Source organism: Kluyvera genomosp. 1, from assembly GCF_001266615.1.
GTDB lineage: Bacteria > Pseudomonadota > Gammaproteobacteria > Enterobacterales > Enterobacteriaceae > Kluyvera > Kluyvera cryocrescens_A.
The window spans coordinates 146,606-171,525 of sequence record NZ_LGHZ01000005.1; the positions used below are offsets into that span (position 1 = coordinate 146,606).

The following is a 24,920-nucleotide window of genomic DNA, read 5'->3' on the forward strand; positions in this document are numbered from 1 at the left end:
GAGAGTGCCGATTGTCTGAAGCGCGTTATCATCATGGAATCAGGCTTCAGAAAAGCGCATTAATCCTGACACCGTTCGCCCCGGGTAACTCAATCTTGAACTCACGGTGTTAGCATTAATCCCCTTATTCTCTTTTCAACTTCCAAATCACCAAACGGTATATAAAACCGTTACTCCTTTAGTACCCGTTATAAATACACTGAGGCTTAGAAAGTCCTCACACTATAGGGTGCGTAATGGCGATGAACTTACTGAAAAAAGGATACCTGACGCTCGCGGCTTCCATGCTGCTGGTTGCACAGGTGCAGGCGACAGAGCTTTTGAACAGCTCTTATGACGTTTCCCGCGAGCTGTTTGCCGCCCTGAATCCGTCGTTTGAAAAACAGTGGGCGAAAGACAACGGTGGCGATAAGTTGACCATCAAACAGTCCCACGCCGGTTCATCTAAACAAGCGCTGGCGATTCTGCAGGGCTTAAAAGCAGACGTTGTAACTTATAACCAGGTAACCGATGTGCAGATCCTGCACGACAAAGGCAACCTTATCCCAGCGGACTGGCAGTCTCGTTTGCCCAACAACAGCTCGCCGTTTTATTCCACCATGGGATTCCTGGTGCGTAAGGGCAACCCGAAAAATATCCACGACTGGAGCGATCTTGTGCGTCCGGACGTGAAGCTGATTTTCCCTAACCCGAAAACTTCAGGCAACGCGCGTTATACCTATCTGGCGGCGTGGGGCGCGGCGGATAAAGCCGACGGCGGTGATCAAGCGAAAACTCAGCAGTTCATGACCCAGTTCCTGAAAAACGTTGAAGTCTTCGACACCGGTGGCCGCGGTGCGACCACCACTTTTGCTGAGCGTGGCTTAGGCGATGTTCTGATAAGCTTTGAGTCGGAAGTGAATAACATCCGCAAACAGTACGAAGCTCAGGGCTTTGAAGTGGTGATCCCAAAAACCAACATCCTGGCGGAATTCCCGGTCGCGTGGGTGGATAAAAATGTGAAAGCCAACGGCACAGAGAAGGCGGCAAAAGCTTACCTGAATTATCTCTACAGCCCGCAGGCGCAGACGATTATCACTGATTATTACTATCGCGTGAACAACCCGCAGGTGATGGACAAATTGAAAGATAAATTCCCGCAGACCGAACTGTTCCGCGTGGAGGATAAGTTTGGCTCCTGGCCTGACGTGATGAAAACCCATTTCGCCAGCGGTGGCGAGTTAGACAAGCTGTTAGCGGCGGGGCGTAAGTAATGTTTGCAGTTTCTTCCAGACGCGTGCTGCCGGGCTTTACCCTGAGCCTCGGCACCAGTCTGCTGTTTGTCTGTTTGATTCTGCTGCTGCCGCTGAGCGCGCTGGTTATGCAGCTGTCTGAAATGAGCTGGGCGCAGTACTGGGAAGTCATTACCAATCCGCAAGTGGTTGCCGCCTACAAGGTGACACTGCTGTCGGCGTTTGTGGCTTCTATCTTTAATGGCGTATTTGGCCTGCTGATGGCGTGGATTCTTACCCGCTATCGTTTCCCTGGCCGTACGCTGCTGGATGCGCTGATGGATTTGCCGTTTGCGCTGCCGACGGCGGTGGCTGGCCTGACGCTCGCCTCGCTGTTTTCGGTCAACGGTTTCTACGGCGAGTGGCTGGCGAAGTTTGATATCAAGGTGACCTACACCTGGCTGGGTATCGCGGTGGCGATGGCCTTCACCAGTATTCCGTTCGTAGTACGAACTGTGCAGCCGGTGCTGGAAGAGTTAGGCCCAGAATATGAAGAAGCGGCGGAAACGCTGGGTGCGACCCGCTTGCAGAGTTTCCGCAAAGTGGTACTGCCGGAGCTTTCCCCGGCGTTGCTGGCGGGTGTGGCGCTGTCATTTACCCGCAGCCTCGGCGAGTTTGGTGCGGTGATCTTCATTGCCGGCAACATCGCCTGGAAAACGGAAGTGACCTCGCTGATGATTTTTGTCCGCTTGCAGGAGTTTGACTATCCAGCGGCAAGCGCGATCGCATCGGTGATCCTCGCGGCATCGCTGCTGCTGCTGTTCTCTATCAATACCTTGCAAAGTCGCTTTGGTCGGCGTGTGGTAGGTCATTAATGGCGGAAGTGACTCAATTGAAGCGTTATGACGCACCCCGTTTTAACTGGGGTAAATGGTTTCTGATTGGTACCGGGATGTTGGTTTCTGCCTTTATCCTACTGGTGCCGATGATTTACATCTTTGTGCAGGCGTTCAGCAAAGGGCTCATGCCGGTGCTGCAAAATCTGGCCGACCCGGACATGCTGCACGCCATCTGGCTGACGGTGATGATCGCGCTGATTACGGTGCCGGTGAACCTGGTGTTTGGCGTACTGTTGGCCTGGCTGGTGACGCGCTTTAACTTCCCAGGTCGTCAGCTACTGCTGACGCTGCTGGATATCCCGTTTGCGGTTTCGCCGGTGGTCGCGGGTTTGGTTTACCTGCTGTTTTACGGCTCCAACGGCCCACTTGGCGGCTGGCTGGAAGCCAACAACCTGCAAATTATGTTTGCCTGGCCGGGCATGATTCTGGTCACCATCTTCGTCACCTGTCCGTTTGTGGTGCGCGAGCTGGTGCCGGTGATGCTAAGCCAGGGCAGCCAGGAGGACGAAGCGGCGATTTTGCTTGGCGCTTCCGGTTGGCAGATGTTTAAACGCGTGACCCTGCCGAATATTCGCTGGGCGCTGCTGTACGGCGTGGTGCTGACCAACGCCCGTGCGATTGGTGAATTTGGCGCGGTATCGGTGGTTTCCGGCTCGATTCGCGGCGAAACTCTCTCGTTACCGTTACAGATTGAACTGCTGGAGCAGGATTACAACACCGTCGGCTCCTTCACCGCGGCGGCGTTGCTGACGCTGATGGCGATTCTGACCTTATTTTTAAAGAGTGCGTTGCAGTGGCGTTTGCATAATCAGGAAAAACGCGCGCAACAGGAGGGAAATCATGAGCATTGAGATTGCCAATATTAAGAAGTCTTTTGGTCGCACCCAGGTGCTGAATGATATCTCTCTGGATATCCCTTCCGGCCAGATGGTGGCGCTGCTTGGACCGTCCGGTTCCGGTAAAACCACGCTGCTGCGTATTATCGCTGGTCTGGAACACCAGACCAGCGGACATATTCGTTTCCAGGGAACTGATGTTAGCCGCCTGCATGCGCGTGATCGTAAGGTCGGTTTCGTGTTCCAGCACTATGCACTGTTCCGCCATATGACGGTATTCGACAACATCGCTTTTGGTCTGACCGTGCTGCCGCGTCGCGAGCGCCCAAATGCCGCGACCATTAAGGCCAAGGTCACCAAGCTGCTGGAGATGGTGCAACTGGCGCATCTGGCAGACCGCTATCCGGCACAGCTTTCCGGTGGGCAGAAACAGCGCGTCGCGCTGGCTCGTGCGCTGGCGGTAGAGCCACAGATTCTGTTGCTTGATGAGCCGTTTGGCGCGCTGGATGCGCAGGTACGTAAAGAACTCAGACGTTGGCTGCGTCAGCTGCATGAAGAGCTGAAATTCACCAGCGTCTTCGTCACCCACGATCAGGAGGAGGCGATGGAAGTGGCCAATCGCGTGGTGGTGATGAGTCAGGGCAATATCGAACAGGCCGATGAACCAGAACAGGTGTGGCGTGAGCCCGCAACTCGCTTTGTGCTGGAGTTTATGGGTGAAGTTAACCGCCTGCAGGGCACTATTCGCGGCGGGCAGTTCCACGTCGGTGCCCACCGCTGGCCGCTAGGATATACGCCGTCGTATCAGGGGCCGGTGGATCTGTTCCTGCGCCCGTGGGAAGTTGACGTCAGCCGCCGTACTAGCCTCGATTCGCCGCTGCCGGTACAAGTGCTGGAAGCCAGCCCGAAAGGCCACTATACCCAATTAGTCGTGCAGCCGCTGGGGTGGTACCACGACCCACTGACGGTAGTGATGCGCGGTGACGATACGCCGCTGCGTGGCGATCGTCTGTTTGTCGGCCTGCAGAACGCACGTCTGTATCATGGGGATGAGCGTATTGAAGGTATCGAAGGAAGCACTGTCATGCCATTTGCAGAAACGGCCTGAGTCGTTCTTTTTTCACCATAAAAAGGTGCACGAGCAATCGTGCACCTTTTTTGTTTTTATTAATCGGAACCGGCTAATGAATAAAAATGATGGTAGCGTCACAGGTATTTACTTGTGGCTGCCATTTCAACGTAATGACTTGTCACTCCCCTTGCTGTTTAATGTTGGTATGCCGCAGTGCTGCGGGTTAAATATAAAAATCATGAGCGAGGGGCTATGGCGGATATTAAATTTCCTGAGGATTTCTTTCCCTCGAATGAACATGCCTTTTGTGTTTTTTTACTCGATAACCAATCAATGTTTGATCTACATGGCCATGAGTTTGATGAGCTTGTTATTGTGCGTAGCGGTAGCGGGTTTCATATTGTCAACGATCAGGCTGAAATGATTCGACAGGGGGATTTCTTTTTTGTGACGGCGAATGATGTACACTATTATGAGGCGACTAATTCATTGTCGTTGATAAATGTACTCATTCATCGCAAGCGGCAATTTAAATATATTAAAGATATTGAATGTTTTCTTGAGTTGATCGCTACAAATACCCGCCCATTTAGTTCTGTTTATCAACCATTAGCCGAACTGCACTTAACGATGGTTGTTGAACTGGCTGAGAATATTAGCCAACGGCGTGATGACACATTTGACGCCCTCTACTTTTCCAGTACTGAATCGTCGTTTTTGCAAATGTTAACACTCCTTTGCCAACGTATTGGCACGGTAAAGTCAGCGTCCAACGATGAGGGGAATCGAGCCTGGTTGCTGGATTATATTCGTCAGCACTATGTTCAGGAGATCAACTGGCGAGGAGTTTGTGAAGAGCGTGGGATCGCGATACGCACGCTCTACCGCTATTTTCAGATGATGACCGGGAAGACGCCTGAGAAATTTCATCAACTGTACCGTTTGCTGAAAGCACAGGAGCTTTTACGGACTACCGATATTTCTGTTGGGCGTATCGCGACGCTCTGTGGGTTTATGACGCCGTCGCGCCTGACTGAAGCCTACCATCGCTATTTTCAACACACGCCCTCTCAGGAGCGGCAGTTAAGTTCTTCAATTCATAAGAATACGTAACGATAGACTCGTCTTAATTATATCAATGGTGTATTCCGCCATTGGTTCAATATGTGATATCTGGATTTATTAATAGATTTTAATGCGTTATTGGATTGGGAGCCTGTTTGTTATTTAGATAATATAAATGGAGTGTATATTATGTCTGGAATAAAACAGCCAAATCCCTGGTATGTTGGTGTGGTATCAGGAATGGCGTCCTATATCGATTCTGCGGCAATTGTTTCAAACGGAACCGCATTAGTGATATATCAAAAAGCGTTAGGAATTACGTCCGCTGAAATTGGTATTCTTTCTGGGATATTAACGTTGTGCATTGCCTTAGGCGCTTTCTTTGGCGGGCGCCTGGGGGATTATTACGGTAGGCGTAATGTATTTATTATTACTATGGCAATGGTGTTAATGGGTTCGTTGTTATTGGCCTTTAGCGCACATTTTATGTTTCTGCTGGTGGGTACGGTTTTGGTTGGCTTGGCGACCGGAGCCGATCTTCCTGTATCTCTGGCAACGATCTCTGAAGCGGCAACAGATAATAACCGAGGTAAAATTATTGGTTTGTCTAATTTACTCTGGTTTGCCGGTATTTGCGCCACGATGGCTATTTCTGCCCTGGTTGGCGGATGGGGAAAAACCGGGGCGCAGACGCTATATCTGCATGTTGGTTTAGTTGCCGCTATTTTGCTGGTGCTACGTTGGTCATTACCGGAATCACCAATGTGGCTGGTTGCGCACCAGGAACGTTTAAGCGGCAAAGCAACCGTACGTGCGCAGAAGAACTCCTATGCCGATTTAATCCGCGGCAAATACCTGTGGCCATTTATGGCATTAAGTCTGTTCTATATGTTCACCAATCTCGCGGCGAATACCGGTGGACAGTTTGGTGCATACGTTGCGGTGAATATTGTCGGTATTAGCGTTGAGAAAAATGCGCTGTGGAATCTGCTGTTGATGCCCGTAGGCGTGCTGTCCGGTCTGTTATTTATGAAGCTGGTGGACACGTCGAAGCGAATGCTGGTGTTTATCATCGGTGCCTGCTTCTTTGCCGGAGGATTCTTCATGCCAGTCGTGCTGAATTTTTCTTCTATTTCCTGGTTCTGCTGTTTGCTGTTTACCGCTATCGGCAGCGGCATGGCGTTCGAAGGAATGATGAAGGTCTGGTCGCAGGAGTCTTTTCCCACCATGCTGCGCGCCACTGCTCAAGGGGCCATTGTCGGTCTCGCTCGTCTCACCTGCGGTGTGTTGGCTTTTGTCACGCCGGTGCTGCTCGATGCCGGGCCTGTCGTTCTCTATAGCATCCTTTCTACCGTGGTGGCCTCCGGCATGTTTATCGGCTGGCTGTGCTTTCACGGCAAGCAGCGTAATGAATTTTCCAGCGAGGCGGAAATTCTCAGTGATAAGTCACCAGACTTTTTGTCTACGTCTACCCATTCCGCAACAACGAATTAATCTCTACTTGAGGAGTTTTCATCATGCTTTCAGTTAGTCATCTCACATTGAACGGCGAGCTAACGTTGACCGGCGTGGACAGGTTGCCTGCCGTGGGCTGGAAAATTCACAGCCATAGAAAAAATGTGCAGCAGCGTTCATGGCGGCTGCAGTGCAGCAGGACGATAGAATTCTCGCATCTGATATACGACAGTGGCGACGTTTTTAGCGAAGTATCTCAAAATATTGAGCTGAGTGGTGTCACGCTGCAACCCTCCACGCGCTACTGCCTACGGGTATGCATTACGGATAACCACGGTGAAGTCAGCGCCTGGAGCCCGATCGGATTCTTTGTCACTGGCATGCTTAACACGCCGTGGCAGGGGAAATTTATCTCGGCAGAGTCGGCGCAGGATAAAGGCATTTCAAAGGCGACGCTGCTGCGTAAAGCATTTTCCCTTGACCCCAATAAGGTGGTGACGTCCGCCTGGGCGCACGTGACGGCGCTGGGTATCTATCAGTTGTTCATTAACGGTGAACGTGTGGGGCATGACGAATTAACCCCCGGCTGGACCAGCTATCGCCATCATTTGCTATATCAAACCTATGATCTTACCGGATTATTGCACCGTGATGAAAATACAGTCGGTGCGGAACTTGGTGCTGGCTGGTTTAAGGGGGATATGGGCTTTAGCCGTCACCGCAACTACTACGGTGAACAAACGGCGCTGCTGTGTCAGATTATTGTCCGGTATGACGATGGCACACAGCAGTTCATCGTTTCTGATGATTCATGGCGAGGGAGTGATTCCGCACGCTTGTTTGCAGAAATCTATGACGGGGAGCGGTTTGATGCTTGCTGGGTCCAGGATGGCTGGAGCCAAACTCACTTTGATGATTCATCATGGCAACCTGTCTCGGTGGTCCACTGGGATAAACAGGCGTTGGTTGCGCAGGGGGCGGGGACGGTCAAACAAATCGAGCGGCGACCTGCTGTGGCTCTGATCGTTACGCCACAGGGGGATAGGGTCCTCGACTTTGGTCAGAACATGAGCGGCTGGGTTGAGTTTAGCGTGAGCGGAAAGCCCGGGGATTCGGTGGTATTGAGGCACTTTGAAACGCTCGACGCTGACGGCAATGTCTATCTGGAAAACCTGCGCAGTGCGCAACAGAAGATAGAATATTGCCTGAAGGGGGAGGGACGTGAGGTGTGGCATCCACGGTTTAGCTGGCAGGGTTTCCGTTACGTGAAAATTGACGCGTATCCGGGAGAGCTTAAGACTGAGAATTTCACGGCAATCGTACTCCATTCAGCCATGGCGCCAACCGGGCACTTCTCTTGCTCGAACCCCGATCTGAACCAACTGCATCACAATATTTTGTGGGGACTTAAAAGCAACTTTGTCGATGTCCCGACCGATTGCCCACAGCGCGATGAGCGGCTCGGTTGGACCGGCGACGCACAGATTTTTTGCCGAACCGCCAGTTATTTGATGCAAACCCAGACCTTCTTCGCGAAGTGGTTAACCGACCTCAAACACGATCAAACCGCAGAGGGCGGCGTGCCGCATGTTATCCCCGATATTCTGACGGGCCATTGCGATCACGACAAGTTTCTTGCCGAAGGCGGCACGCATTCGGCAACGGGCTGGGCAGATGCAGCGGTCGTCAATCCGTGGACTATGTACCTTATGTACGGGGATAAGCGCGTGCTGGAAAATCAGTACGCCAGTATGAAAGGCTGGATTGATTTTATGCAGGCGCATGCGGATAACGATATCTGGCGCTATAAGCTGCAGTTTGGTGACTGGGTTGCTTTGGATGCGCAGGAGGGCAGCTATTTTGGCGCGACGCCAGACGATCTTATCTGCACGGCGTGGTATGCCTGGTCGACATTGCTTTTTGCAAAGGCCGCGAAAACGCTAGGACGTGAAGACGATTACCGTTATTACGCAGCGTTACAAGCCCGTATTGTGGCGCGTTTTCAGGAGTGCTTTTTCACGGCCAGTGGGGAGTTAACGGCCCAAACGCAGACGGCACATATTCTTGCACTTTGCTTCAATCTTGTACCGGAGGCTTTCCGTGAGCGTACCGTTAACGGCCTGATATCCCTCCTGGATGAGCATGACGGACATCTGGTGACCGGCTTCTTGGGTACGCCATACTTCTGCCAGGCGCTGAGTCAGAATCAACGTTATAAAGAGGCATGGGCACTTTTGCTAAAAGAGGATTTTCCTTCCTGGCTGTATCAGGTGAAAGCTGGAGCGACCACAATTTGGGAACATTGGGATGGCATTAAACCCGATGGTTCAATGTGGAGCCCGGATATGAACTCGTTTAACCACTATGCCTATGGCGCAGTGGGCGAGTGGCTCTACCGCACCGTTGCTGGGATTGAGGCCGATGAAACGGCTCCCGGTTTCAAACATGTCGTGATTTCTCCGCTGCCCGGCGGTGGGCTTAACTGGATGGATGCGAGCTATGAGTCAATTTACGGTGAAATAGCGGTGAATTGGAAGGCGGTGGATGGGCGTATCGTGTTGACGTGTCGTATTCCTGCGAATACGACGGCGACAATCAACCTGCCGTTTGCAAAAACGATTGTCACAGCGGGAGGGCTGCATTTTTCCCCTTCAGGTTCCGGATGGACGGCAAACTGTGGTTCAGGAGAATACGGCATAGAGTATCAGCCCAATGAATCGGTAGACCTGACCTACGTAGACTGATAGCTTAACGTCTGCACACTGAGCAAGCGGCCTCTGTGGCCGCTTTTTCTATGAAAGTCTGGGTAGCGACGTGAACACATTAGAACAAACCATCGGCAATACACCATTAGTGAAACTGCAGCGTTTGACGCCGGATAACGGCAGCGAAATTTGGGTCAAACTTGAAGGCAACAACCCCGCGGGCTCGGTGAAAGACCGGGCGGCTTTGTCGATGATTGTCGAAGCGGAAAAGCGCGGCGAAATTAAGCCGGGCGACGTGCTTATCGAGGCGACCAGTGGCAACACTGGAATTGCGCTGGCGATGATTGCCGCGCTTAAAGGTTACCGCATGAAGCTGCTGATGCCGGACAACATGAGCCAGGAACGTCGTGCCGCGATGCGTGCCTACGGTGCCGACTTGATTCTGGTGACCAAAGAGCAGGGGATGGAAGGAGCGCGCGATTTAGCGCTGGAGATGGCGCAACGTGGGGAAGGCAAACTGCTGGACCAGTTCAATAATCCGGACAACCCGTACGCGCACTACACCACTACCGGCCCGGAAATTTGGCAGCAGACGGGCGGCCGTATTACCCATTTTGTCTCGAGTATGGGCACAACCGGCACCATCACTGGCGTTTCGCGTTTTCTACGTGAGCAGGACAAATCGGTTACTATCGTCGGTTTACAACCGGAAGAAGGCAGCAGCATTCCTGGGATTCGTCGTTGGCCTGCGGAATATATGCCGGGGATATTTAATGCTCAACTGGTCGATAGCGTGTTGGATATCCACCAAAACGATGCGGAAAATACCATGCGTGCGCTGGCTGTGCATGAAGGCATCTTTTGCGGCGTGAGCTCCGGTGGTGCAGTTGCTGGCGCTCGACGGATTGCCGAGCATAACCCTGGTTCGGTGGTGGTGGCGATCATCTGCGATCGCGGCGATCGCTACCTTTCCACCGGCGTATTTGGCGAAGAGCACTTCAGCCAGGGCGCAGGGATTTAAACCTCCTGGCTATCCAGAAGGTCAGTGCCGTAGGAGTTATCAACGGTGCATAGCCAGCGGTCTGCCTGCTGGCGAAACACGTAGGTTGCGCGACGCGTGACCTGCGTGGTGCCCCCTTCGGCCAACGGAATATCCAGATGGGTTTCCATAATCACCAGCGCGTTGTCGCCACCTTCGATAATCTCCATTTGTCCCTGAGTAACCACCAGCCGATGCTGAAAGTAATCCGCAATGGCAATAAACGCTTTGCGAATATTCTCTTTACCGTTCACCACCATGCCTGGTTTGACGACCAGGCTGGCGTCATCGGCGTAGTGCTCCATCAGCGACTCGTAATCTTCCTGTGAGATAGCGCGGTCGCAGGCTTCGATAACGGCTTTTAACGATGATCCTGGCATCGGTACTCCTTACTTTGCGTCAGTTAGCTTATCGAGGAACGACCACAGTTTCTGGTTCATTTCGCGGTAATCGTGGCTACGCATCTCTTCAACGGAACGAATAAACGGTTTACCTTTAGACTCTGCCAGTTCTTGTTCCGAATGCTGAATAAGCCCTTCAACCGCCTCGGCGGTAAACTCCATATGACACTGAAAACCATAGACCTTATCGCTAAACTGCACAATCTGGTGCGGGCAGCCGGCACTTTCGGCAAGGATGACGGTTTCTACGGTCAGTCCCGGCATATCGTTATGCCAGTGGCCAACGGTGAGCGGCGAGCCAAAGTCACTGAGTAACGGATGTTCTGCGCCGGCGGCGGTGAGGGTAATCGGGTAATGGCCAATTTCCTTATTTGGACTTTGGCGTACCTCCGCGCCTAGAGCTTCACCAATCAACTGTGATCCGAGGCAAATACCGACAACAATGCGCCCGGCGTCAATGGCCTGGTTAATCAGTTGTTGTTCCGCTTGGGAATCAAAATACGGACACTCGGCAAGCGTTGTCCGTGGTGACTGCGGCCCGCCAAAGACCACGAGCATATCAAAACCGTCGGCATTAGCCGGGACGGATTCGTTGTTGTAAACGTGAGTCCAACTGACCTGATGGCCGCGAGATTGGGCCCAGGGTTGATAAGCGCCTGCAGATTCGAATGATTCATGAATAACAAAATGGACTCGCACGGAGGTTCTCCTGTCAGGAATTAAGCGCCCGCTGAATATCGGCGGCAAGTTGCGTGATGTTGTTGTCGTCAAGGGTGGAAAGGGTGATACGTAAACCGTGCGTTGCCGCGTTGACGCCGAAGGCTTCACCTTCACGCACTAGCCAACCTGATTTCGCCAACGCAAAGGCAATGGGCTGGCTTGCATTTGTCAGCGGCAGCCAAATATTAAGCCCGTCGCCAGGGCTAACGTTATCAATGCCCTGTTCACGTAAGGCCTGCGCCAGTTGATGCTGTCGGCTGGCATAGAAAAGTCGAGTCTTGACGAGTGACTGCAGATAGTCCTCATCGGTTAAGCAGGCGTAGGCCAGGTCCTGAAGTAAATGGCTGACCCACTGGCTACCTGAATTGAGCCGTAGCCGCAGCTTTGCCGATGTTGCCGCGTCGCTGGCGACAAACGCCAGCCGCAGATCGGGGCCGAGCGTTTTAGACATTGAGCGCACAATGGCCCAATGCAGCGTCTGTGGGGAAATCACCGGATACCAGGCAGCGGAAGAGAGCGGGGCGAAGTGGTCGTCGACAATCACTAAAACCTGCGGATAGCGGCTGAGGATTTCTTCAAGTGCGGCGGCGCGCGCCTGACTCAGGCTGTAGCCGGTTGGATTATGGGCGCGTGGCGTTAAGATCACTGCGCGAGCCCCTTTATTCAGCGCCTGCTCGAGCATTTCTGGCCGCATTCCCTGGCTATCCATGCTGACTGGCGTGGCGTTAAAACCACTGTATCGCAACATGCTGATGCTGCTTAGAAAACACGGGTCTTCTACCGCCACGCTGTCGCCCGGCAGCAGGTGGGCGCAGAGAAGGCGCTCAATAGCGTCTATCGCCCCGCTGGTCAGGTCGATTTCGCCCGCACCCGGCATTGCTTCCTGCATCCAATCGCTCGCCCAGCGGTGAAGCTGAGGAGTGACCGGTGCATCACCGTACAGACGCGGCGTACGGTTGATACGCGATAAATAGCGATTGAGGTCAGGAAGGCGGTCGGCGGCTGGGTTACCGCTGGAAAGGTCGGTCAGTGGGGTGTGTGGATCGCCGCCTTCCAGCGCTACCGGCTGCAACGTCTCTTTGACCACCGTACCGTTTCGCCCAAGGCTAAGCGCTAGCCCCGACGTTACCAGCCGTTTGTAGGCGGCTGCGACGGTATTGCGGTTAACGTCAAGCTGCATCGCCAGTTCACGGACCGGCGGCAGCGTTTCACCCTTGGCCAATTTGCCGCTGGTAATATGCTGACGAATACTGTCAAAGATTTCGTTGGCGCTTTTTCCGTCGATCATTATTGACCTATGACAAAATGAATTTTAGCATATGACGATAATAGTGAGGCGTGAGCCCGCTGTCCAGAGTCAGAGGAGAAGGTGATGGGTCAGGAGAGTGAAATACAGTCGGTGCTGTTTAATGACAAGCACCGGGCACTGCAAACGGATATTGTCGCCGTGCAGTCGCTGGTGGTTTACGGCAGTGTTGGCAACAGTGTTGCCGTCCCGGCGATTAAGGCTCATGGCCTGCGGGTCACCGCTGTGCCAACGGTGCTGTTTAGCAATACGCCGCACTATGACACCTATTATGGTGGCATTATTCCCAGCGAGTGGTTTGGCGGCTATCTGCGCGCGCTTAATGAGCGAGACGGGCTGCGTGAGCTGAAAGCCGTCACCACCGGTTATATGGGCAGTGCGGAGCAGATTGCGCTGCTCGCCGAGTGGCTTAAAACGGTGCAGCAGTCGCACCCGCAGATCCCGATTCTGGTTGATCCGGTGATTGGCGATGTGGATAGCGGTATCTATGTGCAGGCCGAAATTCCGCAGGCCTATCGTACTCATCTGCTGCCGCTGGCGCAGGGGTTGACGCCAAATGTCTTTGAACTGGAGATGTTGAGCGGTAAACCTTGCCGGACGTTAGATGAAGCGGTTACAGCGGCACAGTCACTACTTACCGAGACGCTGCAATGGGTGATTATTACCAGTGCTCCGGCCCGTCATGCAGACAATATTACGGTTGCCGTCGTCACCTCGGATGCGGTGGATATCATTGAGCATCCACGTCTGGAAACCGATCTCAAAGGGACCGGCGATCTGTTCTGCGCCGAACTGATTAGCGGAATTGTGCAGCAAAAAACGCTCGCAGACGCTGCGCGGGATGCCGCCGAGCGCGTACTTGAGGTGATGAGCTGGACGCAGAAATGCGGCTGCGATGAATTAATTCTGCCACCGGCAGGGGAGGCGCGATGAAGAGTTATCGTCTGGTTGTTCGCCATAACGGGCGTTTGGTTGGCCATTTTGATACCAGCGGTCAGGATGCGCTGGAAGATGCCTGCGTGGCGCGCGCTATTTTTGGTGTTACCGGCGGTTATCAATGTGAGTTGCAGGTGTCTGATAGCGAGCGAAGAATGCTGGAAAGCGGGCCTGAAGGAATGAAAATCCTGATGCGCGAGCCGTGCTATCGTCCGGTGACGTCGGCGATATAAGGCTGCAGGCAAAAAAAATGGCGCCAATCGGCGCCATTTCTCTATGCAGCAAGAATTACTTCTTGATGCGGATAACCGGAGTTTCACCAACGGTTACGCTACCGGAAAGCTTAGTCAGCTCTTTGATCTCGTCCATGTTGGAGATAACAACCGGAGTCAGGGTAGACTTAGCTTTCTCTTCCAGCAGGGCCAGATCGAACTCGATCACGGTATCGCCAACTTTAACGCGCTGGCCTTCTTCCGCGATACGTTTAAAACCTTCGCCTTTCAGTTCAACGGTATCGATACCGAAGTGAACGAACAGCTCGATGCCGCTATCGGATTCGATAGAGAAAGCATGGTTGGTTTCAAAGATTTTACCGATGGTGCCGTCAACCGGCGCAACCATTTTGTTGCCAGTCGGTTTGATAGCAATGCCATCACCAACGATTTTCTCAGCAAACACTACATCCGGCACGTCTTCGATGTTGACGATTTCGCCAGAGAGCGGTGCAATAATCTCAATTGTTCCTGTGTCTTTCTTGTCATCAGAAACCAGAGATTTCAGTTTATCGAACAAACCCATGATCTTCTCCTAAGCAGTAATTTGGGCCGCATCTCGTGGATTAGCAGATTGTTTTTTCTTCAATGAACTTGTTAACCAGCGCCATTAACTCGTCCGTTGTTGGTTGAGCAAGAGCTTGCTCTGCTAATACCTTCGCATCTTCGAAGTTCGTGTTACGGATAATCTTCTTAATGCGCGGGATAGAAATGGCGCTCATAGAGAACTCATCCAGACCCATCCCCAGCAACAGAAGTGTAGCACGTTCGTCGCCTGCAAGCTCACCACACATGCCAGTCCATTTGCCTTCAGCATGAGAAGCATCAATAACTTGCTTAATCAGCGTCAGAACAGAAGGTGACATTGGTTGGTAAAGATGCGAGATCATATCATTACCACGGTCAACTGCCAGAGTATACTGCGTTAAATCATTGGTACCGATACTAAAGAAATCAACTTCTTTGGCTAAATGACGTGCAATTGTTGCCGCAGCCGGTGTTTCCACCATCACGCCAATCTCAATCGCTTCGTCAAAGGCCTTACCTTCGTCACGCAGTTCCTGTTTGTAGATCTCAATCTCTTTGCGCAGTGCGCGAACTTCTTCAACAGAGATGATCATTGGGAACATGATGCGCAGTTTACCGAAAGCGGAAGCACGCAGGATGGCGCGAACCTGGTCACGCAGGATCTCTTTACGATCCATTGCGATACGCACGGCACGCCAGCCCAGGAACGGGTTCTCTTCTTTCGGGAAGTTCATGTACGGCAGCTCTTTGTCGCCACCGATGTCCATGGTACGGACGATAACCGCTTGCGAGCCACAGGCTTCAGCAACGGCTTTGTATGCAGCAAACTGCTCTTCTTCAGTTGGCAGTGCATCGCGGTCCATGAACAGGAATTCTGTACGGTACAGGCCAACGCCTTCCGCACCGTTACGCTCAGCACCGTCGATATCACGTACGGTACCGATGTTGGCGCAAACTTCAACCTGGTGGCCATCAAGGGTGATTGCCGGCAGATCTTTCAGTTTTGCCAGTTCAGCTTTCTCAGAAGCGACCTGCTCTTGTACGGCACGCAGCTCTTCGATTTGCTCATTGGTTGGATTGACGTAAACCAGATTGTTCACGGCATCCAGAATCAGATAGTCGCCATTTTTCACCTGAGAGGTGACGCTACCAGTACCTACGATCGCTGGCAGTTCGAGAGAACGCGCCATGATAGAGGTGTGGGAAGTACGTCCGCCTGCGTCAGTAATAAAGCCCAGCACCTTCTTCAGGTTCAGCTGTGCTGTTTCGGATGGCGTCAGGTCAGCGGCAACCAGGATAACTTCGTCCTGAATGGCGCTAAGGTCGATGATGGCCAGACCCAGGATGTTGCGCAGCAGGCGCTTACCGATATCACGTACGTCAGCCGCACGTTCTTTCAGATATTCGTCATCCAGTTCTTCCAGGGCAGTTGCCTGACCTTCGATAATTTCATGCGCAGCTGCGTCAGCCGTCATGTGCTTATCTTTAATCAGGGCTATGATTTCCTGCTCCAGCTCCTCATCTTCGAGCAGCATGATATGCCCTTCGAAAATGGCTTCTTTTTCTTCACCGAAAGTTTCGCCAGCTTTGGTCTTGATAGCTTCCAGCTGCGCGGACGCTTTAGAACGACCGCTCAGAAAACGCTCAACTTCCTGCTCAACCTTATCGGCAGAAATTTTCTTCCGGTCGATGACAATCTCATCTTCTTTCAGCAGCAATGCGTTGCCAAAAGCGATACCCGGGGATGCTAAAATGCCTGAAATCATAACCCTACCTTACTTGTGACTGATATTTAAAAGAACTCTTTGAACTTACTCGAGTTCAGCCATCAGTTTAACCAGATGTTCAACTGCTTTCTGCTCGTCTTCACCTTCTGCGGACAGGGTGACAACGGTACCCTGAGTCAGGCCCAGAGTTTGCAGTTTGAACAGGCTTTTCGCGCTAGCGCTTTTGCCGTTGGAAGTCACAGTGATCTCTGAAGTGAAGCCTTTAGCTTCTTTAACAAACTGAGCAGCAGGGCGGGTATGCAGACCGTTCGGAGCGGTAATAGTAACTTCTTGCTGGAACATTATATTTCCCCAACTTATAGGTTTAGTGTTGTGGAACTAAAGTCTAGCCTGGTGGCCACACTTTAGCCTGTATTACTCATTAAGCGACGCCCGCTAATCAGCACTACCATCGGAGACAAACACCCGACGCAGACGCTTCTGTCCTTTGACGTTTCGCTTATCATTAAACATTATGCCGCGAAAGCAGGATTTGAACCAAATCATAAAATCGATTCAGCACTGGAAAACCTGTCACGAATAATTTCGCGGCTCAAAATAAATATGATGGTTAAATACCAGACCTACGGAGGTGAAGCAATGCCAGGGGGGGTAAAAGTTTGATGTACGCCACAAAAAAGCACCCAGGAGGGTGCTTTTTTACACGATTTTAACGTGATGGCATTACTGTTGCAGTTCTTTCTCAGTGAAGAGATCTGCGAACAATGCCGTGCTCAAATAGCGTTCACCCGAAGACGGTAGGATAACCACAATATTCTTATTGGTAAAGGTTTCATCTTCCTGAAGTTTCAGCGCCGCAGCTACCGCCGCACCGGAAGAGATACCCGCCAGAATGCCTTCTTCTTCCATCAAACGACGGGCAGTAGAAATTGCTTCTTCATTGGTGATGGCAACCACTTTATCAATCAGTTTCAGATCGAGGTTACCCGGGATGAAACCGGCACCGATCCCCTGGATCTTGTGCGGGCCGGGTTTGATTTCTTCACCTGCCAGCGCCTGGGCGATGACCGGAGAATCAGTTGGCTCAACGGCAACGGCGATCAGATCGGTTTTGCCTTTGGTGCCTTTAATATAGCGAGTGACGCCAGTCAGCGTACCGCCGGTGCCTACGCCGGCAATAAATACGTCAACCTGGCCATCGGTATCTTCCCAGATTTCTGGGCCGGTGGTTTTTTCGTGAATTTCCGGGTTAGCCGGGTTGCTGAACTGCTGCAGCAGCAGGAATTTTTCTGGATTGCTGGCGACAATCTCTTCCGCTTTCTGGATGGCACCTTTCATGCCTTTCGCGCCTTCGGTCAGCACCAGATTCGCGCCCAGCGCTTTCAGCAGCTTGCGGCGTTCGATACTCATGGTTTCTGGCATGGTCAGAGTCAGTTTGTAACCGCGAGCAGCGGCAACGTAGGCCAGAGCGATACCGGTGTTACCGCTGGTTGGTTCCACCAGCTCAACGCCTGGTTTCAGTACGCCACGTTTTTCGGCATCCCAAATCATATTGGCACCGATACGGCATTTGACGCTAAAGCTTGGGTTACGTGATTCAACCTTCGCCAGGATGCGCCCGTTACCGATGCGGTTCAGTCGTACCAGCGGCGTATGACCGATAGTCAGGGAGTTATCTTCAAAAATCTTACTCATGGCCTGTCCTTAACTGTATGAAATTTGGGGTACTGGACCAGCATACCTGCTTAAAGATTCTGCGGAAGTAAGGATTTCGCATATCTATATACTGAAGGGAAATAATGGTAAGCCGGATGGAATAAGGCAAGGTATAAGCCCCATCTTTTCAGAGTGGGGCTGATGAGCTGGATAGCGCACGTTAACGTGCGGCCAGATTACTTCCACATCGCGTGTTTATCGCGGTAGCAGTCAACCCACATCGCCGTTGCGCCGCAGATAGCGACCGGGATGATGACCAGGTTTAACACGGGGATCAGTGTGAACAGGCTGGCCAGTGCGCCAAATTGCATATTGGTGACCTTACGGGTGCGTAAAGCCTCGCGCATGGTTTTAAACGGCACTTTATGGTTATCGAACGGATAGTCACAGTACTGAATGGCCAGCATCCAGGCGCTGAACAAGAACCACAGCACCGGCGCCACTGTTTGACCAATGCCGGGAATGAAATACAGCAGCAACAGGACGATGGCGCGTGGAAGGTACCAGGCGAGCTTTTGCCATTCGCGCTTCATGATGCGCGGCAGATCTTTCATGATGCCAATGATGCCGGTATCAGGCGGTGTCGCGCCGGTTAAGCGCGCTTCCAGCTGTTCGGCCAGCAGGCCGTTAAATGGCGCGGCGATCCAGTTGGCGATGGTCGAAAAGAAATAACCGAAGACCAGTAAAATGGAGAGCACGATGACAGGCCACAGGAGATAGCTCAGCCACTGCAGCCAGTCGGGGATGCGGCTCATTAAAGAGGGGATCCAGCTTCCCAGTTTGCTGAACAGCCACCAGAATGCGCCGCCCATCAGGATAATATTGACTAACAGCGGTAAAATGACGAAACGTCGGATGCCCGGCAAGCCGATCAGTTTCCAGCCCTGAGAAAAATAGTAAACGCCGCTGCGTGCAGCAGGGGTGGACGATGAAACCATGGTCAGGTGGAGCTCCTTTGTCTGACTACATTAAAAGACAGCTGTATTTTATCGACTTGTTGGACAATGACCAGTTAGGAAATGTTCGAAAAACCAGCAAAAAGCACGATTTAGTCCATCTTTATGCAGTGAATGTCTTAAGTACACTTGCACTTGACGTGATGGGCAAATACTCTTAGTGAGTAAATGTTTGCCGTGGTGGCAAGGTGTTAGAACAACAGAGAATATAATGATGCAGGATTTGCGTCTGATATTAATCATTGTTGGCGCGATCGCCATACTCGCTTTACTGGTTCATGGTTTCTGGACGAGCCGTAAAGAACGTTCTTCGATGTTTCGCGATCGTCCAATAAAACGTATGAAGTCTCGTGACGCCGACGATGAGTCGGAAGAGGACTTTGATGACAATGTTGAAGGCGTGGGTGAAGTACGTGTCCACAAGGTCAATCACGCCCCTGGGGTTGCTGGGGAGCATGACGCGCCTCGTCCGCCTCAACACCAGTACCAGCCGCCTTACGAGCGTCAGGCGCCTCAGCCTGTGCGTCCGCAAGAGCCGGTACAGACGCCGCCTGTGCAACAGCCGTATCAGCCTGTGCAGCATGCGCCGGTTCCACCTCCACAGCAGCCGGTACAGCAACCTGTCCGTCAGCCAGTGGTTGAACCGCAGCCTGTACAGCATGCGCCAGTGGCTCCTCAGCCCGTCGCGCCGCAGCCTGTTCAGCCAGCAGAAGCGCCGGTAGCCCAGCAGCCTGCACCGAAGCCTCAACCTGCACCGGTTGAACCGCCAGCAGCAGAACCTGTGCCGCCGGTGAAAGAGCGTAAAGAGACCGTCATCGTGATGAACGTCTCCGCTCATCAGGGCTCGTCAATTAATGGCGAAGTGCTGCTGAACAGCATTCAGCAGGCCGGGTTTAAATTTGGCGACATGAATATTTTCCATCGTCATCTCAGCCCAGACGGCAGCGGCCCAGCGTTGTTTAGTCTTGCCAACATGTTGAAGCCAGGGACATTTGATCCGGAAAACATGGGCGAGATGCAAACGCCAGGCGTGACCATCTTCATGCAGGTGCCAGCCTACGGTGATGAGCTGCAAAACTTCAAGTTGATGCTCCAGTCAGCACAGTTTATTGCTGACGAAGTCGGTGGCGTGGTGCTGGACGATCAGCGTCGCATGATGACCCCGCAAAAAATGCGTGAGTATCAGGATCGCATCCGCGAAGTTATCGACGCCAACGCCTGATAGGTCTACGCTTTTCCAATCTTTCCTGAACCCCCGCCTGTCGGGGGTTTTTTATCATTGATGGTGTGATATGCAATCAATAGAACAACAACTGACAGAACTGCGAGCGACCCTTCGCCATCATGAATACCTTTATCATGTCTTAGATACCCCGGAGCTTCCGGATGCGGAGTATGACCGGCTGATGCGCGAACTGCGCGAGCTTGAGGCGCAGCATCCAGAACTTATCACTTCTGATTCGCCGACCCAGCGCGTGGGGGCGCAGCCGCTGGCCGCATTCAGCCAGATCCGCCATGAAGTACCGATGCTGTCTCTGGACAACGTTTTTGATGAAGAAAGCTTCCTCGCTTTTAACAAGCGCGTTCAGGACCGTCTGAAGAGCACGGACAAACTGACCTGGTGCTGCGAGCTGAAGCTTGATGGCCTGGCGGTCAGCATCTTGTATGAAAACGGTGTGCTGGTGAGCGCAGCGACGCGCGGCGATGGTACCACCGGTGAAGATATTACTTCCAACGTCCGTACTATCCGCGCCATTCCACTCAAGCTGCGCGGCGACAATATTCCGGCGAGGCTGGAAGTGCGCGGCGAGGTCTTTATGCCGCAGCCTGGGTTTGAAAAAATCAACGAAGAAGCACGCCGCACGGGGAATAAGGTGTTTGCTAACCCGCGTAACGCTGCTGCGGGTTCACTGCGCCAGCTTGACCCGCGTATTACCGCGAAGCGACCGCTTACTTTCTTCTGCTATGGCTGGGGTGTGCTGGAAGGTGGTGAATTGCCTGACACCCACCTTGGGCGTCTGCAGCAGTTTAAGGAATGGGGCCTGCCGGTCAGCGACCGTGTGAAGCTGTGTGATTCGCCGGAGGAAGTACTCGCTTACTACCACAAAGTCGAAGATGAGCGGCCAACGCTGGGCTTCGATATTGACGGTGTGGTGATTAAGGTCAATTCGCTGGCCCTACAAGAACAGCTCGGTTTTGTCGCGCGAGCACCGCGCTGGGCCGTGGCGTTTAAATTCCCGGCTCAGGAGCAGATGACCTTCGTCCGCGACGTCGAGTTCCAGGTTGGCCGTACTGGAGCCATTACGCCAGTGGCGCGTCTGGAACCGGTTCAGGTGGCGGGCGTGCTGGTCAGTAATGCCACGCTGCATAACGCCGATGAAATCGAACGCCTGGGGCTGCGTATTGGCGATAAAGTGGTGATCCGCCGGGCGGGTGATGTTATCCCGCAGGTAGTGAACGTGGTGCTCTCTGAGCGGCCGGAAGGAACACAGGAAGTGGTCTTCCCGACCCACTGCCCGGTGTGTAACTCTGACGTTGAGCGCGTTGAGGGAGAAGCCGTCGCGCGCTGTACTGGCGGTTTGATCTGCGGCGCGCAGCGTAAAGAGGCGCTCAAACACTTTGTTTCCCGCCGTGCGCTCGATGTTGACGGTATGGGCGACAAAATTATCGACCAACTGGTGGAGAAAGAGTACGTCCATACGCCAGCCGATCTGTTCACCCTGACTGCTGGCAAACTCACCGGGCTTGACCGCATGGGGCCTAAATCGGCGCAGAATGTGGTGAGCGCGCTGGAAAAAGCCAAGCAGACAACCTTTGCTCGCTTCCTCTATGCATTGGGTATTCGCGAAGTCGGTGAAGCGACAGCCGCTGGGCTGGCAGCATTCTTCGGTACGCTAGAAGCCCTGGAAGCGGCATCGGTTGAAGAACTGCAAAAAGTGCCTGATGTCGGTGTAGTGGTGGCCAATCACGTGTTTAACTTCTTTGCCGAAGAGAGCAACCGTGACGTTATCCAGCAGTTACTCAAAGAAGGCGTGACCTGGCCGGCGCCGGTGGTTATCAATGCCGACGAGATCGACAGTCCGTTTGCGGGTAAAACCGTGGTGCTGACCGGTAGTCTGAGCCAGATGTCCCGCGACGATGCTAAAGCGCGATTGGTTGAGCTAGGCGCTAAAGTTGCCGGAAGCGTGTCGAAAAAAACGGATCTGGTGATTGCCGGTGAAGCCGCGGGCTCTAAGCTTGCAAAAGCGCAGGAACTGGGTATTGAAGTGATTGACGAGGCTGAAATGCTGCGTCTGTTAGGAGTCTAAGGTGGATAAAGAACAGCTCATTGAGATAGCCAACACCGAAATGCCGTTTGGCAAATATAAGGGACGGCGTTTGATTGATGTGCCTGAAGAGTATCTGCTGTGGTTTGCCCGGAAGGATGAGTTTCCGGCCGGGCATCTTGGCGAACTGATGCAGCTAACGTTGTTGATCAAAACCGAAGGGCTGAGCCAACTGGTGCAGCCCCTTAAGCGTTAACTTCCAACGCGGGCCTGTTCTTTGGCCTGCAACTTCTCTGCCTGTGCTTTGTAACGGCGCGCCAGTACCGCACAGGTCATCAGTTGGATCTGATGGAAAATCATCAGTGGCAGCACCATCATCCCCAATACCGACGTCGGGAAGAGAATATTGGCCATCGGGATACCATTGGCCAGACTCTTTTTCGACCCGCAGAAGACAATCGTAATTTCATCCGCTTTATTGAAGCCCAGTCGGCGAGCGACGACGGTGTTGATCAGAATCACCAGCGCCAGCAGCACAATGCTCACTACCACGATAAACAGCAGCGAACCGACGCCAACCTTGTGCCAGATACCGTTCACCACCGCCTCGCTAAAGGCTGAATAAACCACCAGCAGAATGGATGTCTGGTCAGTTTTCGCAATCCACTTCTTATGTTTGGTCACAAATGCCGCCGTCCACGGACGAGAGAGATGGCCGAGCACAAACGGCAGCAGCAGCTGCAGCATAATTTTGCCCACCTGCTCAAGGCTACCGCCCGCGCCGTGAACGTTCATCACCAGACCTACCAGCAGCGGCGAGAGGAAAATCCCCAGCAGGCTGGAGGCCGAAGCCGAACAGACCGCGGCGGCTACGTTACCGCCGGCAAGTGAGGTGAAGGCGATGGCCGACTGTACGGTCGCTGGCAGAATACACAGGTACAGGAAACCGGCATACAGCTGCGGATCAACATTAATTGGTGCCCACCAGGCAAACAGTACGCCCAGCACCGGGAATACCACGAAGGTGCTGCACATCACCCACAGATGCAGCCGCCAATGGCTACCGCCAGCGATGATTGACTCACGCGACAGCTTGGCGCCGTGCATAAAGAACAGCAGCGCGATGGCGGCGGTGGTCAGGTTTTCAAAGAAAGGGACAAAGTCGCCGCGCGCCGGGAAGAAGGTGGCAAGCAGGACGACAGCGATAAGGGTCAGCGTAAAGGGATCCAGAATGCGGAAAAGTTTCATAAAAACTCCTGAAGATCGATGCAGACATTTTGCTTTTTTATTTTTGAGAAATAAAATTGATTTATTGCATCCATTCATGAATAAAACAGATGAATTATTCGCTACGACAGTTAAAAGTGTTTGTGACGGTGGCTCAGGCGAAAAGCTTTAGCCGAGCAGGGGAGATAATCGGCCTCAGCCAGTCGGCGGTAAGCCACAGCGTGAAGGAACTGGAGAGCCAAACCGGCGTACGTCTACTGGATCGTACCACCCGTGAAGTCGTCCTCACGGAAGCTGGGCAGCAGCTGGCACAGCGGCTTGAGCGTCAGCTTGACGAGCTACACAGCACCTTGCGCGAGGCGGGACGCATTGGGCAGCAGCTCAGCGGGACGGTGCGTGTGGCTGCAAGCCAGACTATTTCGGCACACCTGATTCCCCAGTGTATTGCCCAGAGCAACCGGCGTTATCCGGACATTCGTTTTGTGCTGCACGACAGGCCTCAGCAGTGGGTGCTTGAGAGTATTCGACAGGGGGATGTGGATTTCGGCATCGTTATCGATCCCGGCGCGGTTAGTGATTTGCAGTGTGAAACCGTGCTGTCGGAACCGTTCTTTTTGCTCTGTCGTAATGATCATCCCTTTGCTAATTTACCGAGTGTGAGTTGGCAGGCGCTACAGGGAGCGAAGCTGGTGTTGCAGGATTATGCTTCCGGTAGCCGTATGTTGATTGATGCGGCTCTGCGTCTGCATGATATTGACGCCAATATTGTGCAGGAGATTGGTCACCCGGCGACGCTGTTTCCGATGGTGACGGCGGGCATTGGTATCAGCATTATTCCAGCGCTGGCGCTGCCGCTGCCAGAGGGGAGCCCACTGGTAGTGAAACGTCTGGCCCCAGGGGTCGAACGCCAGCTAATGCTGGCGCGGCGCAAAAAGCGCTCGCTTTCAACGGCAGCGCAGGCGCTATGGGACGTGGTTCGCGAGCAGGGCCAATGCCTGATGGATGAGCGCTTACAGGACCCGCTGTATCAGATATAGACATCAATTTGATGCGCGTCACTAGGGTTGTTGACCCCTGTGATGGCTGCGGCGGCGCTCTCCTGTTTTTCCTGCGCTTTTTCCGCCTGCTGGTTCTGAAGCTGAGCCAGTTGTGCTTCCAGCATCGCAATTTGCTCTTGAATCATCTCTGCCTGCTTCTGTTTTTCCTCGGCACTGCCGCTGCCGTCGGCAATTTCTTTGAGCTGCTGGGTGAGTTTGACGATCTGCTGGGTAATTCGTGCCATCTGGGAGGCTGCATCGTTATTGCTTGAGATGCTGGAACTGCCGGAGTTTTGTAACGTCGCAACTGCAGACGCGCTGATAGAGCTCATGATATCGACCTTTTAAAGGGAAATATAAACAATATCGGCAGGATGGGGCAGGACTTGAGGAAGACGTAAAAAGGTAAATTGCGCATAGCAAAAAGGCGCCTTTAGGGCGCCTTTTTACATTGGTGGGTCGTGCAGGATTCGAACCTGCGACCAATTGATTAAAAGTCAACTGCTCTACCAACTGAGCTAACGACCCGAAGTGGTGGGTGATGAC

General features: G+C 52.9%; 24 protein-coding genes and 1 tRNA gene. 14 read left to right on the forward strand and 11 right to left on the reverse strand.

Annotated features, from left to right (window positions below; genetic code table 11):
• The first annotated feature begins 236 nt into the window (after nt 1-236).
• From KP80_RS04285 to cysM, 8 genes are all read left to right on the forward strand, one after another.
• The gene (locus KP80_RS04285) at nt 237-1,253 is read left to right on the forward strand and encodes a sulfate ABC transporter substrate-binding protein (protein ID WP_052282351.1); all 1,017 of its coding nucleotides are present in this window, start codon (nt 237-239) and stop codon (nt 1,251-1,253) included.
• Nucleotides 1,253-2,086, forward strand: coding sequence for a sulfate/thiosulfate ABC transporter permease CysT (cysT, locus tag KP80_RS04290; RefSeq protein WP_052282352.1), 834 nt, complete (start codon nt 1,253-1,255; stop codon nt 2,084-2,086). Before KP80_RS04285 ends, cysT begins: the two co-directional genes overlap by 1 nt.
• A complete protein-coding gene (cysW, locus tag KP80_RS04295) occupies nt 2,086-2,961 on the forward strand; it encodes a sulfate/thiosulfate ABC transporter permease CysW (protein WP_052282353.1) in 876 nt (291 codons plus the stop codon). The genes cysT and cysW overlap by 1 nt, the downstream gene beginning before the upstream one ends.
• Nucleotides 2,951-4,054, forward strand: coding sequence for a sulfate/thiosulfate ABC transporter ATP-binding protein CysA (cysA, locus tag KP80_RS04300; RefSeq protein ID WP_052282354.1), 1,104 nt, complete (start codon nt 2,951-2,953; stop codon nt 4,052-4,054). The genes cysW and cysA overlap by 11 nt, the downstream gene beginning before the upstream one ends.
• Before the next feature lie 216 nt (nt 4,055-4,270).
• Nucleotides 4,271-5,131: a helix-turn-helix domain-containing protein gene (locus KP80_RS04305; RefSeq protein WP_052282355.1), complete on the forward strand. Its 861-nt coding sequence runs from the start codon at nt 4,271-4,273 to the stop codon at nt 5,129-5,131.
• Between the two features lie 141 nt (nt 5,132-5,272).
• Entirely contained in the window at nt 5,273-6,577 is a 1,305-nt protein-coding gene (locus KP80_RS04310) for an MFS transporter (RefSeq protein WP_052282356.1), read from the forward strand.
• A gap of 23 nt (nt 6,578-6,600) precedes the next feature.
• On the forward strand, nt 6,601-9,282 hold the full coding sequence (locus tag KP80_RS04315) for a glycoside hydrolase family 78 protein (protein ID WP_052282357.1): 2,682 nt from the start codon (nt 6,601-6,603) through the stop codon (nt 9,280-9,282).
• A 70-nt stretch (nt 9,283-9,352) separates the two neighbouring features.
• Complete coding sequence (cysM, locus tag KP80_RS04320; protein WP_052282358.1) at nt 9,353-10,264, forward strand: cysteine synthase CysM; 912 nt, start codon at nt 9,353-9,355, stop codon at nt 10,262-10,264.
• Here the strand turns inward: cysM and KP80_RS04325 are convergent.
• The 3 genes from KP80_RS04325 to ptsJ are packed head-to-tail and all read right to left on the reverse strand — an operon-like array spanning nt 10,261 to nt 12,691.
• Nucleotides 10,261-10,662, reverse strand: coding sequence for a YybH family protein (locus KP80_RS04325; RefSeq protein WP_052282359.1), 402 nt, complete (start codon nt 10,660-10,662; stop codon nt 10,261-10,263). The genes cysM and KP80_RS04325 overlap by 4 nt on opposite strands.
• A 9-nt stretch (nt 10,663-10,671) precedes the next feature.
• Complete coding sequence (locus tag KP80_RS04330; RefSeq protein ID WP_052282360.1) at nt 10,672-11,382, reverse strand: type 1 glutamine amidotransferase; 711 nt, start codon at nt 11,380-11,382, stop codon at nt 10,672-10,674.
• 13 nt (nt 11,383-11,395) lie between these two features.
• Nucleotides 11,396-12,691 (reverse strand): transcriptional regulator PtsJ, encoded by a 1,296-nt coding sequence (ptsJ, locus tag KP80_RS04335; RefSeq protein WP_052282361.1) that lies wholly within the window; start codon nt 12,689-12,691, stop codon nt 11,396-11,398.
• Nucleotides 12,692-12,775: 84 nt separating this feature from the next.
• Between ptsJ and pdxK the strand changes: the two genes are divergently transcribed.
• Both pdxK and KP80_RS04345 read left to right on the forward strand, forming a co-directional pair.
• Entirely contained in the window at nt 12,776-13,642 is an 867-nt protein-coding gene (gene pdxK, locus KP80_RS04340) for a pyridoxine/pyridoxal/pyridoxamine kinase (protein WP_052282362.1), read from the forward strand.
• Nucleotides 13,639-13,878 (forward strand): hypothetical protein, encoded by a 240-nt coding sequence (locus tag KP80_RS04345; protein WP_052282363.1) that lies wholly within the window; start codon nt 13,639-13,641, stop codon nt 13,876-13,878. The genes pdxK and KP80_RS04345 overlap by 4 nt, the downstream gene beginning before the upstream one ends.
• A 55-nt stretch (nt 13,879-13,933) precedes the next feature.
• On the opposite strand, the gene crr is transcribed toward KP80_RS04345, so the two are convergent.
• The 5 genes from crr to cysZ form a co-directional block, all read right to left on the reverse strand.
• Complete coding sequence (gene crr / locus KP80_RS04350; protein ID WP_052282364.1) at nt 13,934-14,443, reverse strand: PTS glucose transporter subunit IIA; 510 nt, start codon at nt 14,441-14,443, stop codon at nt 13,934-13,936.
• A 40-nt stretch (nt 14,444-14,483) separates the two neighbouring features.
• Nucleotides 14,484-16,211 carry a phosphoenolpyruvate-protein phosphotransferase PtsI gene (gene ptsI, locus KP80_RS04355; protein WP_052282365.1) on the reverse strand — a complete coding sequence of 576 codons (1,728 nt, stop codon included), beginning with the start codon at nt 16,209-16,211 and terminating at the stop codon, nt 14,484-14,486.
• A gap of 45 nt (nt 16,212-16,256) precedes the next feature.
• Nucleotides 16,257-16,514: a phosphocarrier protein Hpr gene (ptsH, locus tag KP80_RS04360; protein WP_002913505.1), complete on the reverse strand. Its 258-nt coding sequence runs from the start codon at nt 16,512-16,514 to the stop codon at nt 16,257-16,259.
• Nucleotides 16,515-16,895: 381 nt separating this feature from the next.
• Nucleotides 16,896-17,867, reverse strand: coding sequence for a cysteine synthase A (gene cysK, locus KP80_RS04365; protein WP_052282366.1), 972 nt, complete (start codon nt 17,865-17,867; stop codon nt 16,896-16,898).
• 197 nt (nt 17,868-18,064) lie between these two features.
• Nucleotides 18,065-18,826, reverse strand: a complete 762-nt coding sequence (gene cysZ, locus KP80_RS04370; RefSeq protein ID WP_052282367.1) for a sulfate transporter CysZ — start codon at nt 18,824-18,826, stop codon at nt 18,065-18,067.
• 229 nt (nt 18,827-19,055) lie between these two features.
• Between cysZ and zipA the strand changes: the two genes are divergently transcribed.
• From zipA to KP80_RS04390, 3 genes are all read left to right on the forward strand, one after another.
• Nucleotides 19,056-20,066 (forward strand): cell division protein ZipA, encoded by a 1,011-nt coding sequence (gene zipA / locus KP80_RS04380; RefSeq protein WP_052282369.1) that lies wholly within the window; start codon nt 19,056-19,058, stop codon nt 20,064-20,066.
• A 70-nt stretch (nt 20,067-20,136) separates the two neighbouring features.
• On the forward strand, nt 20,137-22,152 hold the full coding sequence (gene ligA, locus KP80_RS04385) for an NAD-dependent DNA ligase LigA (protein WP_052282370.1): 2,016 nt from the start codon (nt 20,137-20,139) through the stop codon (nt 22,150-22,152).
• Between the two features lies 1 nt (nt 22,153).
• Nucleotides 22,154-22,366: a DUF3820 family protein gene (locus KP80_RS04390; RefSeq protein WP_052282371.1), complete on the forward strand. Its 213-nt coding sequence runs from the start codon at nt 22,154-22,156 to the stop codon at nt 22,364-22,366.
• On the opposite strand, the gene KP80_RS04395 is transcribed toward KP80_RS04390, so the two are convergent.
• Entirely contained in the window at nt 22,363-23,358 is a 996-nt protein-coding gene (locus KP80_RS04395) for a bile acid:sodium symporter family protein (protein ID WP_052282372.1), read from the reverse strand. The genes KP80_RS04390 and KP80_RS04395 overlap by 4 nt on opposite strands.
• 89 nt (nt 23,359-23,447) lie before the next feature.
• Between KP80_RS04395 and KP80_RS04400 the strand changes: the two genes are divergently transcribed.
• A complete protein-coding gene (locus KP80_RS04400) occupies nt 23,448-24,374 on the forward strand; it encodes a LysR family transcriptional regulator (protein WP_052282373.1) in 927 nt (308 codons plus the stop codon).
• Here the strand turns inward: KP80_RS04400 and KP80_RS04405 are convergent.
• Nucleotides 24,365-24,706 (reverse strand): FlxA-like family protein, encoded by a 342-nt coding sequence (locus tag KP80_RS04405; RefSeq protein WP_052282374.1) that lies wholly within the window; start codon nt 24,704-24,706, stop codon nt 24,365-24,367. The genes KP80_RS04400 and KP80_RS04405 overlap by 10 nt on opposite strands.
• 120 nt (nt 24,707-24,826) lie before the next feature.
• Nucleotides 24,827-24,902 (reverse strand) — tRNA-Lys (locus KP80_RS04410).
• Between the last annotated feature and the right edge of the window lie 18 nt (nt 24,903-24,920).

Bases quoted from the DNA above. Each gene is read 5' to 3' on its own strand.
- ptsH (WP_002913505.1), bottom strand. From the start codon at position 16,514: ATGTTCCAGCAAGAAGTTACTATTACCGCTCCGAACGGTCTGCATACC.
- cysT (WP_052282352.1), top strand. From the start codon at position 1,253: ATGTTTGCAGTTTCTTCCAGACGCGTGCTGCCGGGCTTTACCCTGAGC.
- KP80_RS04310 (WP_052282356.1), top strand. From the start codon at position 5,273: ATGTCTGGAATAAAACAGCCAAATCCCTGGTATGTTGGTGTGGTATCA.
- KP80_RS04285 (WP_052282351.1), top strand. From the start codon at position 237: ATGGCGATGAACTTACTGAAAAAAGGATACCTGACGCTCGCGGCTTCC.
- KP80_RS04305 (WP_052282355.1), top strand. From the start codon at position 4,271: ATGGCGGATATTAAATTTCCTGAGGATTTCTTTCCCTCGAATGAACAT.
- KP80_RS04395 (WP_052282372.1), bottom strand. From the start codon at position 23,358: ATGAAACTTTTCCGCATTCTGGATCCCTTTACGCTGACCCTTATCGCT.
- ptsI (WP_052282365.1), bottom strand. From the start codon at position 16,211: ATGATTTCAGGCATTTTAGCATCCCCGGGTATCGCTTTTGGCAACGCA.
- pdxK (WP_052282362.1), top strand. From the start codon at position 12,776: ATGGGTCAGGAGAGTGAAATACAGTCGGTGCTGTTTAATGACAAGCAC.
- crr (WP_052282364.1), bottom strand. From the start codon at position 14,443: ATGGGTTTGTTCGATAAACTGAAATCTCTGGTTTCTGATGACAAGAAA.
- cysK (WP_052282366.1), bottom strand. From the start codon at position 17,867: ATGAGTAAGATTTTTGAAGATAACTCCCTGACTATCGGTCATACGCCG.
- cysW (WP_052282353.1), top strand. From the start codon at position 2,086: ATGGCGGAAGTGACTCAATTGAAGCGTTATGACGCACCCCGTTTTAAC.
- KP80_RS04405 (WP_052282374.1), bottom strand. From the start codon at position 24,706: ATGAGCTCTATCAGCGCGTCTGCAGTTGCGACGTTACAAAACTCCGGC.
- zipA (WP_052282369.1), top strand. From the start codon at position 19,056: ATGATGCAGGATTTGCGTCTGATATTAATCATTGTTGGCGCGATCGCC.
- KP80_RS04400 (WP_052282373.1), top strand. From the start codon at position 23,448: ATGAATTATTCGCTACGACAGTTAAAAGTGTTTGTGACGGTGGCTCAG.
- ligA (WP_052282370.1), top strand. From the start codon at position 20,137: ATGCAATCAATAGAACAACAACTGACAGAACTGCGAGCGACCCTTCGC.
- cysA (WP_052282354.1), top strand. From the start codon at position 2,951: ATGAGCATTGAGATTGCCAATATTAAGAAGTCTTTTGGTCGCACCCAG.
- ptsJ (WP_052282361.1), bottom strand. From the start codon at position 12,691: ATGATCGACGGAAAAAGCGCCAACGAAATCTTTGACAGTATTCGTCAG.
- KP80_RS04345 (WP_052282363.1), top strand. From the start codon at position 13,639: ATGAAGAGTTATCGTCTGGTTGTTCGCCATAACGGGCGTTTGGTTGGC.
- KP80_RS04315 (WP_052282357.1), top strand. From the start codon at position 6,601: ATGCTTTCAGTTAGTCATCTCACATTGAACGGCGAGCTAACGTTGACC.
- cysZ (WP_052282367.1), bottom strand. From the start codon at position 18,826: ATGGTTTCATCGTCCACCCCTGCTGCACGCAGCGGCGTTTACTATTTT.
- KP80_RS04325 (WP_052282359.1), bottom strand. From the start codon at position 10,662: ATGCCAGGATCATCGTTAAAAGCCGTTATCGAAGCCTGCGACCGCGCT.